The sequence below is a fragment of the Rhizobium sp. 10N427 genome, assembly GCF_056394605.1.
In genome coordinates, this window is sequence record NZ_JBFTID010000030.1 from 1 (window position 1) to 11224 (window position 11224).

An 11224-nucleotide genomic window follows, 5' to 3' on the forward strand; every position below is an offset into this window, starting at 1 on the left:
CACCAGCGAATTCAGCCGCTGATCGCGATAGGCCGTCCACCACTGGGCGGTCGCAACATCACCATTGCTCTTGACCCCGCCTTCACCGAACTTCGCGGGAAGCGGCATCTCCGGGGGGACATGATCCGGACCGCTCACACAGCCGGCCAACAAAAGCATCAATGCCGGTGTGGCATAACGAAGAGATACCATGCAATGTTCTTCCTGTAACTCGACCAAGTTCTAAATTTCTTGTCCGAAGCATCATGCTTCGCAATCGGCCGCGCTCCGTGCCAACGAGATACACCATGCCGAAGCAGTTCCGCGGCAATGTATCAATGAGTCAGCCATTCTGGCAGTGTATTTTTATCACACTCCCGCCTCATTTTTGCGCCGCGAGAAGACCCTGCGGATGACCACAAAGAAGGACGGAACGAAGAAGATGCCGAGCGCGGTTGCCGCCAGCATGCCGCCGAGAACGCCGACACCGATGGCGTTCTGGGCTGCCGAGCCGGCGCCGGTCGCGATCGCCAGCGGCACGACGCCGAGGATGAAGGCGAGCGAGGTCATGATGATCGGCCGCAGGCGCAGCCTTGCCGCTTCGAGAGTCGCCTCCAGAAGACTCATCCCCGTCTCCATGCGGTCCTTGGCGAACTCGACGATGAGAATCGCATTCTTCGCCGCTAGTCCTATCGTCGTCAGCAGGCCGACCTTGAAGTAGACGTCGTTGGCTTGGCCGAAGAGCGTTGCCGCAGCAAGCGCGCCGAGCACGCCGACCGGTACGGCCATGATCACCGAGAACGGGATCGACCAGCTTTCGTAAAGCGCTGCAAGGCACAGGAAGACGACGAGAATCGAGATCGCGTAGAGAATCGGCGCCTGCGAGCCGGAGAGCCGCTCCTGATAGGAAATCCCCTGCCAGGCAACGGTATAGCCGCCGCCCAGCTGCGCCGTCAGCGCTTCCATCTCGTTCATCGCGTCACCCGAGCTGACGCCCGGCGCCGAGGCGCCGTCGAGCGGGATGGCGCTGACCGCATTGAAGCGGGCAAGCGAGGGGGCGCCCTTTGCCCATTCCGTCGTGGTGAAGGCGGAGAAGGGCACCATTTCGCCAGCCGTATTGCGGGCATACCAGTGATCGAGATCGCTCGGCTGCATGCGGAAGGGCGCGTCGCCCTGCACGTAGACGGGCTTGATCTCGCCGTTCAGTGTGAAGTCGTTGACGTCGCGGCCGGTGAAGATGATCGACAGCATCGAATTGACCGAGGCTATATCGACGCCCATCGCACCGATCTTTTCCTGATCGATGATGATCTTCATCTGCGGTTCGACTTCCTTGTTGTTGCTGCGCAGAGCGACGATCTTGCCGCTGCTGTTGCCCATCTGGATCAGCCGCTTCGATGCCGCATCGAGCGCTTGGGTGCCATGGCCGCCGGTATCGACGAGATACATGGAGAAGCCGCTGGATACGCCGAGGCCCTGGATGGCCGGCGGCAACAGCGCGAAGACCTGCGCCTCGCGGATGGTAAAGAAGTTCTTAAGCGCACGGTTGACGACGGCCTGCGCATGCAGGTTCTCGTCGGTGCGCAGCGAGAAGTCCTTGAGCTTGGTAAAGACGATCGCGCTGTTCTGGCCCGAACCGTTGAAACCGAAGCCAAGGGCGCCGAAGACCGAATCGACGGCGTCCTTCTCGTTCTCGCGGTAATATTTCTCGACCTTCTCGACGACGGCCTGGGTCTGCTGAGAGGTGGAGCCTGGCGGCGTGGTGACGATTGTCAGCAATACGCCCTGGTCTTCCTGCGGCAGGAAGGAGCTCGGCAGTTTCGTGAACAGATAGGCACATCCGCCGCCGACGATCAGGAACAACAGCATGACGCGGACCGGCCGCTTCAGCAGGTAGCCGATGGTGCGGACGTAACCGTTGGTGGAACGGGTGAAGTTGCGGTTGAACCAGTCGCCGACGCGGTTCTTTTTGTGCTCGTTGACCGGCTTCAGCATCGTGGCGCAAAGCGCCGGCGTCAGCACGATGGCGACGAGAGCAGACAGCAGCATCGCCGAGACGATGGTGATCGAGAACTGCCGGTAGATGATGCCGGTCGAGCCGCCGAAGAAGGCCATCGGAATGAAGACGGCGGTCAGAACCAGCGCGATACCGATGATGGCACCGGTGATTTCACCCATCGACTTCTCGGTCGCTTCGAGCGGCGAGAGCTTCTCTTCCGACATGATGCGCTCGACGTTCTCGACGACGACGATGGCGTCGTCGACGAGCAGACCGATCGCCAGAACCATGGCGAACATTGTCAGCGTATTGATCGAATAGCCTGTCGCCGCAAGGATGCCGAAGGTCCCGAGCAGAACGACGGGCACGGCGATCGTCGGGATCAGCGTGGCGCGCAGGTTCTGCAGGAAGATCAGCAGCACGACGAAGACAAGCACGATCGCTTCGATCAGGGTGTGGACGACCTTTTCGATCGACAACTCGACGAAGGGCGTCGTGTCGTAGGGATAGGTGATTTCGACGCCTTCGGGCAGCGAGCCACTGATGCTTTCGAGCGATTCACGGACGCGGGCGGCCGTATCGATGGCGTTGGCGCCGATCGCCAGGTTGACCGCGAAGCCGGTCGAGGGCTGGCCATTGTAGCGCGAAGAGCCGCCGTAGCTTTCCTGGCCGATCTCGATGCGGGCGACGTCGCTGAGGCGCACCGTCGATCCGTCCTTCTCGACCTTCAGGATGATGTGCTCGAAATCGGCGACCGTCGTCAGCTGGCTCTGGGCGGTGATCGTGACGTTCAGCTGCTGGCCTTCGGTGGTCGGCTGAGCGCCGAGCGAGCCGACGGAAACCTGCGTGTTCTGCGCCTCGATGGCCGAGGTCACATCGCTTGGCGTCAGCTGGAACTTCTGCAGTTTGTAAGGATCCAGCCAGACGCGCATGGCGTAGCCGGAACCGAAGATATTGATGCTGCCGACGCCTTCGAGGCGCTGCACCTGATCTTCGATCGAGTTCGAAACGATGTTGCCGAGATCGACGGAGGAGCGCTTGCCATCGGTCGAAACCAGCGAGCCGACGAGCAGGATGCTCGAGGTGGAGCGCGTGACACTGATGCCGGCGTCGATGACGTCTCCCGGCAGCTGTGACTGGACCAGCTGCAGTTTGTTCTGCACCTGCACCTGGGCGATATCGGCATCGACGCTGTTGCCGAAGGTCAGCGAGATGCTGGCCGAGCCGGTCGACGAGGTCGAGGTCATGTAGGTGAGATCGTCGAGGCCGGTCATGCCTTTTTCGATGATCGTCGTCACCGATTTCTCGACGGTTTCGGCGCTGGCGCCGCGATAGGTGGCGTTGATGCGCACCGTGGTCGGGGCGATGTCAGGGTATTGCGAAATCGACAGCGTATAGATGCCGAGCAGGCCCGCGAGCATGATGGTGATCGCGATGACCCACGCAAAGATCGGGCGTCGGATGAAGAACTTGGCCATCAGTTTATTCCTGTGCGGCTTGGATCACTGTGAAAGGCGTCGCGACTTACTTCGCGGCGGGCTTCTGAGCGTCACCGGCCGCAGGCTGCTCAGCAGCCACGACCACACCGTTTTCATTGATTTTCATGGGAACCGGCTTCACCGGCATGCCTGGCGTAATGGACTGCAGACCGCTGACGATCAGCTGGTCGCCGTCCTTGATGCCCTGCGTGACGAGCCACGCGTTGTTGGAGGGAGTCGCGTCTTCGAAGACGCGGCTTTCGACCTTGCCGTCGGCCGAGACGAATTGCGCCGTCAGGCGGCCGTTGGCATCGCGGCTGGTTGCGAGCTGGGGCAGCGCATAGCCGTTTTCCGAGCCGAGCTCGACGGTGGCGCGGACATACATGCCGGGCAGAATGACGCGGTCGGGGTTCGGGAAGAGCACGCGGATGATGAAGGTGCCGGTCGTCTCGCTGACGATCTGCTTCGACATATCGAGCTTGCCCTTCTGATTATACTCCTTGCCATTCTCCAGGATGACGCGGAAGGCGACGTTGGCGCCTTCACCCTTCACTTCACCGGATGCGATCGCATCGCGGAGCTTCAGGAGATTGGTGCTCGATTCCGTCAGCGAAATGTAGATCGGGTCGAGCTGGCGAACCGTCGTCAGCGCCGTCGTCTGGTTGGCGGCGACGACGTTGCCGACATTGTAGGCGGTCTGGTCGATGACGCCATCGAAGGGAGCGACGATCTTGGTGTGGTCGAGATCGATCTGCGCCGAAGCCAGCGACGCCTTGGCGGAGGCGACTTCAGCCTGGGCCTGGAGCAGCGTCGTCTTGGCGGTTTCATATTCGATCTGTGTCGCACCGCTGCCGACGAGGCGCTGGTAGCGGTCGAGATTGCTCTGGGCGCTCGGAACGCTGGCTTCCGCCTTGGCAATCGCCGCCGTAGCCTGCTCGACCGTGGCGATATAGGGTGCATCGTCGATCTGGTAGAGAAGGTCGCCCTTCTTGACTTCGCCGCCTTCGCGGAAGGCGATTTCACGGATGATGCCGCTGACCTGCGGGCGGATATCTGCGGTCTGGAAGGCTTCGGCACGGCCGGGCAGGATCGTCGTCACCGGGTAATTCGCCTTGGTGAGTGCGACAACGCCGACGGGCGAAGTCTGCTGGGCAGCCCCTGCCGCGCCAGCGCCGGCGGCTCCCTGCTTGTTGCCGCTATCGCTGCAGGCTGCGAGCAGTCCGCCAATTGCCAGAGCCGAGGTGATGAGGAGGGCACGCCGTATCATTCTGAATTCCTTGATGCAGATGGCATTCACAGACCGGACCAGCCTTCCGGCCGGCAACAAGCGACATATTAAAAGGCTGGTTGATCCGGATTCAAATGCCATCAATCCGAATTTAAGAAAAGCTTTCCGAAGTGACGTATGTCAGGAATCGTCACTTAGCAAGCGCTATTTTGCAGTGCGGTATCAACAAAACAAACGATATCGTGTGCTTTGTGAACGAGCGTGTCCTTGTCATCGCGTGCAATCAGCACCGGATGAAGGACGCACGCCAGGACGTCGGCGACGGTGATTGCGGCACGATGCGGGTCGGCACAGCGGTAGGCGCCGGAGGCGACACCATCCTGGATGATCTGCTGGAGCCTCTGCTCGATCCGCTCCCGGTAGCGGTTTCCCGCCTCGAACTTGGCTTCGATGGTCGTCAGGACCATCTCGAAGATATAGGGGTTGTCCTTGATATCCTGCAGATGGCTGTCGAGCAGGCGGAGCACGAAACGCTGCAGCCGCTCCTTGGGCAGCATCTCGCCGTCGACGGAGCCGAAGCGGTCGGCCATCGTTCCGAGATGGATTTCGGCGATGGCATCGACCAGCGCCGTCTTGGAATGGAAATGCTTGAAGACATTGGCAGGCGACATGCCGAGGGCGGTCGCGATATCGGCGATCGAGACGGCGACATAGCCCCGTTCACGAAACAGCATCTCTGCCATCGACAGGATGTCGGCGCGAGTCTCTTCGGCCTTTCGTCGCGGCCTGCGTGCCATTCAGCCCCCTGCCGGTCTTTGCCGGCTCGCTTTCATTCAATGCTAGCGCGATCGAAGCCCGGCCTGCAAGCATCTCTGCAGGCCGGGCTCAGATGCTCAGGCGAAATAGGGCGCGAGGTTGGTGCGCACACGGGCGAGGGGCGTTTCGCCGCTGTCATCGGGGACGAAGGTCTTTCCGGTGATCGCCTCATAGGCCTTGATGTAGACGGCCGAGGTCTGCTCGATCAGATCGGCCGGGATTTCCGGGATCTCGTCCTTGTAGGGGTCGCACCGGTCGGCGACCCAAGCGCGGACGAAGTCCTTGTCGAAGCTGGTCGGGCGGCCGCCGCTTTCGAATGCGGCCTGATAGCTATCGGCCAGCCAGTAGCGGCTGCTGTCGGGCGTATGGATCTCGTCCGCGAGGATGATGTTGCCCTGGGCGTCGGTGCCGAACTCGTATTTGGTGTCGACGAGGATCAGGCCACGCTTGGCCGCCATTTCCTGACCGCGGGCAAAGAGCGCCAGCGCGTATTTCGACAGCGTGTCCCACTGCTCCTGCGTCAGCAGTCCTTTGCCGGTGATTTCGGCGGGTGTCAGCGGCGCGTCGTGGCCGCCATCGAATTCCTTACTGGTCGGCGTGATGATCGGTTCCGGCAGGATCTGGTTGTCGCGCATGCCGTCGGGAAGGGTGATGCCGTACATCTGGCGCTCGCCCTTCTTATAAAGAGTGAGGATCGACGTGCCCGTGGTGCCGGCCAGATAGCCGCGCACTACGACTTCGACCGGCAGGATGTCAAGCCGCTTGCCGACGACGACATTCGGATCGGGATAGGCGATGACGTGGTTCGGGCAGATGTCCTTTGTCGCCTCGAACCAGTAGCGGGCGGTCTGCGTCAGCACCTGGCCCTTGTAGGGAATGCAGGTGAGGATGCGGTCGAAGGCGCTGAGGCGATCGGTGCTGATGATAATGCGGCTGCCATCCGGAAGATCGTAATTTTCGCGCACCTTGCCGCGGTAGTAGTTCGGCAGTTCGGGGAAATGGGCTTCGGATAGGATTCGCACGGGCTCAGCATTCCTTTGTCGGAGGGGTTCATCCCTGCTCTAGTTTCATTGCGGGCGATGTCAAGCAAATGGCGGTCAAAGCCAGACGGCCGCGACGATCAGCACCGTCATTATATATCCGAGCAGTGCGAGTGGGCCACCGGCGCGCAGGAAGTCCGAAACCCGGTAGCTGCCGATGCTCATCGCCAGCGTATTATTGTGATGGCCGAAGGGCGTCAGGAAATCCAGCGAGGCCCCGGCGGCCACGACGATCAGATAGGCAGCCGGGGGATGATGGGCGGCAGCGGCGAATTCCAGGGCGATCGGGCTGAGCACGATCGCGACCGTAGCATTATTGACGAAGGGCGTCAGCGCCATGGCGATGAAGAGCAGCAGCGCGATACCGGCAATCGGCATCGAAATCGGCACGGCGAGGCTCAGCCAGTGTGCCAGCACTTCGGCGGTGCCAGTCGTCGCCACCGCCGAGCCGATCGGGATCATTGCGGCCAGCATGATGACGATCGGCCAATTGATATCGGCCATTGCCTGGCGGATGTTGAGAAAGCGGGTCACGGCCAGTGCGAAGACGACGGCGGCAAAGGCGATCTCGGGCCGCAGCAGGCCGAAGGCCGAGAGTGCGACACCGGCGGCGAAGATCGCGAAAGGGCGCCACGATCCCTTGACGCTGCTTGTTGCCGGTTGCGTCGCCAGCTGCAGGCATTCGCATTCCTCGAGCGCCTCGGAGATCGCATCCCGCGTGCCTTCCAGAACCAGGATGTCGCCGATCGACAGCTGCAGATCCTCGAAGCGGCCTTCGATGCGTGGCGAACGCATCGAGAGCGAGGTGACCGAAACGCCCCGATTGCGGAAGACGTCGAGCGAGCTGATGCGCGAGCCGATCAGCGTGCTTTCGGGCATCACGACGGCCTCGCTGCGGGCAAAATCGGTCTGCAGCCCGTTCGGATGGATGGGTGCCGCAAGGGCTCCCTCTGCCTCCAGATCCGAAAAGACGGCGTCAGCACCTTCGGCAAGCAGTATGTCTCCCGCAGTGACCACCGATTGCGTCAGGCTGCCGAAGACGAAAGTGCCGCCGCGGATCAAAGCATGCGGTTGCAGCCCGAAACGCTCGGGGCAATCGGCCAGCCGTGTGCCGGCGAGCGGCGAGGTGACCGGGATTTCTCGCTCTGCGACGATGCGGCGGGTCGCGGGCGGCGGCGCCGAGACGTCGCCTTCGGTTTCCGGGAACAGCCGGACGGCGAGGGCGGAGACAAGGAGAATCCCGGCAATTGCCACCGGCAAGCCCGCATAGGCGAAATCGAAGAAACGGAACCCAGTTCCCGTCGCCTTTGACAGGGCATCGCTGACGAGCAGATTGGCCGGCGTGCCGATCAGCGACACCAGGCCGCCGAGCAGTGCGGCGAAGGAAATCGGGATGACCAGCCGGCGCCTTGGGATCTGCAGCACCGTTCCGGCGCGCAGGGTCGCAGGCAGCATGATGGCGAAGGCGCCGATATTGTTCATAAAGATCGAGATGAAGCCGGTGATCCCCGCAAGTGCGGCGATGACAGCGGCATTCGGCCAGCCGGCCGATTGAAAACGCTGGGCCAACCCGTCGAAGAATTTCGCCTGCGCCAGGACCTGAACGATCAGCAGTATTTCGACAACGGTGATGACGACAGGGCTTGCAAAGCCCGAAAAGACCGCCTCTGCCGGGTAGAGCTTCAGAAGAAATCCGGCCAGCAATCCGCCGATCGCCACGACTTCGATGCGGAAACGATCGAGAGAAAACAGAACGAGCATCGCAGCGAGGAGGACCAGCAGAGAGGCTTGCTCGACATTCATGGGCAGGCTCGCGTTGCAACCGTCAGCCGAATGTAGCGGTCCGGGCGCGGCTGTATAGAGAGAGGCGGGAGAAAGATCGCATAATCCTCAGGATCGGCCGCGTTGGCGGCGGTGATCAGGGAGCCGGAACGCGCCAGCGGCCGTCGGCCGTCTTTTTCAATATCGGCGTCGAAAACACGCCGATCGTCCGGGCCGGCCAATGCGGCCCCATTGCTGCCAGCCTGCCTCGCCAGCGATCCGATTGCAGCATCGCCGCACCGATCGCCACAGGTTCGATGCTGCAGGCGCTAAGGAGGTTCAAGCCCGAGACGATCGAGGCGCCGCTCGATATGACGTCGTCGATCAAGGCGACACGGCGGCCTTCGAGCAAAGGCAGCATGCGCGGATCTATATAGAGACGCTTCTGCTGGCCGGGCGTGGTGATCGACGAGAGCTCGACGGACAGCTCATCGCGATACCAGAATTTGCGGGAGGTGCCGAGCGGCACATAGCGCGCATGGCCGAGCTTCTGGGCGACGGCTGCTGCAAGCGTCAGGCCAAGCGTCGGCAGGCCGGCGATCACGTCGGGTTCGAAGGCTGCAAGCTTTGCTGCCAGCGCCGCGGCCAGCGTATCAAGAACGGTAAAGCTCGCCTGGTTGACGATCAGCGAGGCCAGCGCGTGTTCGCCATCCGCAAGCATGCGGATCGGCAGACGAAGCTGCCGGCCGTCCTCGAGCCCGGCAACATAGAAATCAGTGAAAGTGCCGGATGCTTCGAAGCTGCCGGGGCCGTGGATCTCCTGCCAGAAGTCGTGGGGGGCCATGGTCATGCTGCGGTTCAATCCCGTCTTGTCTTTTCCATGCCGGTGCGGCGGCGCAGATCGCGAAGCTCGGTCTCGGTCAATGCCCGGACGGCGCCCTTCGGCAATTCACCGAGCTCAAGTCCGCCAATCGCCACGCGCACGAGCCGTAGGCATTCCGTATCGAGCGCCTCCAGCATGCGGCGGATCTGGCGGTTACGGCCCTCGTCGAGTTCGACCTCGATCCAGGAGTTGCGATCGCCGCTGCGCAGCAGTGTTGCCGAGGTCGCCTTCAGCAACTCGCCGTCATGGCGCACGCCGTAGGTCATCTCCGCCAGAAGTTCGCCATCCATGATCCTGCCGACCTGCACATGATAGGTCTTGGTCACGTGGGTGATCGGGTCGAGAAGCGTCTGGGCGAATTTGGTGTCGTTGGTGAACAGCAGCAGGCCTTCGCTGGCCTTGTCGAGACGGCCGACCGGCGACAGATGCGGGGCGTCGAAATCCTTCAGGCAGTCGTAGACGGTCGGCCGCCCCTCGGGATCGTGGCGGGTGGTCACCAGGCCGCGCGGCTTGTTCAGCATCAGGTAGATCTTGTCTTCGGCGGCGATCGCCGTGCCGTCGACCGATATCTTGGCCGTCGAGAGATCGACCCAGGCGCTGGCATCGGTGATCTTGCGCCCGTCGACGAGCACCCGCCCGTCGGCAATCAGACGCTCCGCCTGGGTGCGGGAACAGAAGCCGAGCTTCGACAGGGCGCGGGGCAGGGTGACCCGCTTGCCGCTGGCATCGGGGCCGGGCCGGGCGCGGTCACGCAGTTTCTGCGGTGGGCGCCGTTCCTTCAACGCGCTGTCCTTCTTCCATTCATGGCGAAGGTTCTTGGCACGAACGGCAAACGGGCGCCAGCATGGGCGGTCAAAATCCAGAGAATTTCAGGAATTGCAGTATAAGAGCGGACGTCAAAAACCAGCGGCGCGGAGAGCGCCGTCTAAAAAGGTAGTCTGAGCGTCGTCGTGCCGGTCAATGATAGGCCAGGAAACCAGCGAGTTCCTGACGGCTGATGGTAATGCCGGCTGCAGCCTTCACAGGGTCGGGATGCGTATAGGACAGACTTGCCATTTCAGGCAGGTCGAGAGCCTGCTGCATGTTCATGATGCCGATCGCGCGACGGCCGTTTGCGCTATTGACGCTGACCTCGACGATGCAGTTCGTCTTCCTGTTTTCCATGATCATTTCCTCCCTCCTTATTATGCTTGAATATCTGGCATTAAAAATAGGTTTTTATAAGACATAAGTATTTACGGACCTTGGCGAATTTAAGATCACCAAGGTCCGTAAAAAGTCATAGTTATTGTGCGTCGCGGTATCAGCGCCACCAGTTGCGCTGCGGCGGCTGTTGCTGGCCGCTCAAGAGATAGCCGGCGAGAAAGCCGAGCGCGCCGACAAGCGCCAGCGCCGTGGTGGTGGCTGCCGGGTGCTCGCGGGCCGCACCTGCTGCGGCAACGCCTTCGGCACGGATCTGCGCGACCGCATTCTTGGCCTTCGGAAGCGCGTCGTCATACGCCTTGCCGGCGCGGTCGCGGACTTCATAATAGGCTTCGGCGCCCTGGGCGGATATCATCTTCTGCAAACGTGACACTTCCTGCTGGAGGGAAGCGATGTCCTTGCTGACGGACGAACGGATGTCATCGGTATTGGCTGCCATAATGGTCTCCTTTCCTGCAATGGTGAGAGAACACCGCAGGACGGATTAGGTTCCGCGCCGATGGCGGCTTTGCGAAGCCGGTTCTTTAGCATTCCGTGGATTATATCGGTGAGGATCAGGCTGTTTCCGCAGGCTTTTGCGGTTTCCGGAGGGGCGGAAAGCGATTTTTTGACCGGTTGATAAAGATTTTCGGCGGGAGAGCGCTGTAAAGGGCGAGACTGTGAATAATTCACACGAGAATCCTCTTTTCAAATCAATCTGTTACAAAAATGTCAAAAAACTTTGTTGGGTGCTGTTGACTGTTATCGGGTGATAGCCGTATAAGCCGCGTCACTGAACGAGGGCGGCGGCGCTGCAGGCGACGAAGTCTTTCGCTCTAGGATTTCTTGAAGGTTGGC

Annotated in this window: 9 protein-coding genes and 1 pseudogene; all 10 read right to left on the reverse strand. The window is 61.4% G+C overall.

Annotation, left to right across the window (positions count from 1 at the left end; all coding sequences use genetic code 11):
- Positions 1 to 192, reverse strand: a pseudogene (locus AC1DIJ_RS30710) (efflux transporter outer membrane subunit); the annotation flags it as partial.
- Between the two features lie 156 nt (positions 193 to 348).
- On the reverse strand, positions 349 to 3456 hold the full coding sequence (locus AC1DIJ_RS30715; RefSeq protein ID WP_112390934.1) for an efflux RND transporter permease subunit: 3108 nt from the start codon (positions 3454 to 3456) through the stop codon (positions 349 to 351).
- A gap of 46 nt (positions 3457 to 3502) precedes the next feature.
- Positions 3503 to 4723 carry an efflux RND transporter periplasmic adaptor subunit gene (locus tag AC1DIJ_RS30720; protein ID WP_112390940.1) on the reverse strand — a complete coding sequence of 407 codons (1221 nt, stop codon included), beginning with the start codon at positions 4721 to 4723 and terminating at the stop codon, positions 3503 to 3505.
- A 155-nt stretch (positions 4724 to 4878) separates the two neighbouring features.
- Positions 4879 to 5481 (reverse strand): TetR family transcriptional regulator, encoded by a 603-nt coding sequence (locus AC1DIJ_RS30725; protein ID WP_112390935.1) that lies wholly within the window; start codon positions 5479 to 5481, stop codon positions 4879 to 4881.
- Between the two features lie 96 nt (positions 5482 to 5577).
- Positions 5578 to 6522, reverse strand: a complete 945-nt coding sequence (locus tag AC1DIJ_RS30730; protein WP_112390936.1) for a phosphoribosylaminoimidazolesuccinocarboxamide synthase — start codon at positions 6520 to 6522, stop codon at positions 5578 to 5580.
- A gap of 75 nt (positions 6523 to 6597) precedes the next feature.
- Positions 6598 to 8343: an SLC13 family permease gene (locus AC1DIJ_RS30735; RefSeq protein WP_112390937.1), complete on the reverse strand. Its 1746-nt coding sequence runs from the start codon at positions 8341 to 8343 to the stop codon at positions 6598 to 6600.
- Between the two features lie 115 nt (positions 8344 to 8458).
- Complete coding sequence (locus AC1DIJ_RS30740) at positions 8459 to 9145, reverse strand: phosphoribosyltransferase (RefSeq protein WP_112390941.1); 687 nt, start codon at positions 9143 to 9145, stop codon at positions 8459 to 8461.
- Between the two features lie 14 nt (positions 9146 to 9159).
- The gene (locus AC1DIJ_RS30745; RefSeq protein WP_112390938.1) at positions 9160 to 9966 is read right to left on the reverse strand and encodes a pseudouridine synthase; all 807 of its coding nucleotides are present in this window, start codon (positions 9964 to 9966) and stop codon (positions 9160 to 9162) included.
- A gap of 175 nt (positions 9967 to 10141) precedes the next feature.
- A complete protein-coding gene (locus AC1DIJ_RS30750; protein WP_112390942.1) occupies positions 10142 to 10348 on the reverse strand; it encodes a hypothetical protein in 207 nt (68 codons plus the stop codon).
- A 139-nt stretch (positions 10349 to 10487) separates the two neighbouring features.
- Positions 10488 to 10826, reverse strand: coding sequence for a hypothetical protein (locus AC1DIJ_RS30755; protein ID WP_112390939.1), 339 nt, complete (start codon positions 10824 to 10826; stop codon positions 10488 to 10490).
- Positions 10827 to 11224 lie beyond the last annotated feature (398 nt).

Excerpts from the sequence above, each read along its gene's own strand:
- AC1DIJ_RS30750 (WP_112390942.1), bottom strand. The coding sequence starts at position 10,348 with ATGGAAAACAGGAAGACGAACTGCATCGTCGAGGTCAGCGTCAATAGC.
- AC1DIJ_RS30755 (WP_112390939.1), bottom strand. The coding sequence starts at position 10,826 with ATGGCAGCCAATACCGATGACATCCGTTCGTCCGTCAGCAAGGACATC.
- AC1DIJ_RS30740 (WP_112390941.1), bottom strand. The coding sequence starts at position 9,145 with ATGGCCCCCCACGACTTCTGGCAGGAGATCCACGGCCCCGGCAGCTTC.
- AC1DIJ_RS30715 (WP_112390934.1), bottom strand. The coding sequence starts at position 3,456 with ATGGCCAAGTTCTTCATCCGACGCCCGATCTTTGCGTGGGTCATCGCG.
- AC1DIJ_RS30720 (WP_112390940.1), bottom strand. The coding sequence starts at position 4,723 with ATGATACGGCGTGCCCTCCTCATCACCTCGGCTCTGGCAATTGGCGGA.
- AC1DIJ_RS30725 (WP_112390935.1), bottom strand. The coding sequence starts at position 5,481 with ATGGCACGCAGGCCGCGACGAAAGGCCGAAGAGACTCGCGCCGACATC.
- AC1DIJ_RS30735 (WP_112390937.1), bottom strand. The coding sequence starts at position 8,343 with ATGAATGTCGAGCAAGCCTCTCTGCTGGTCCTCCTCGCTGCGATGCTC.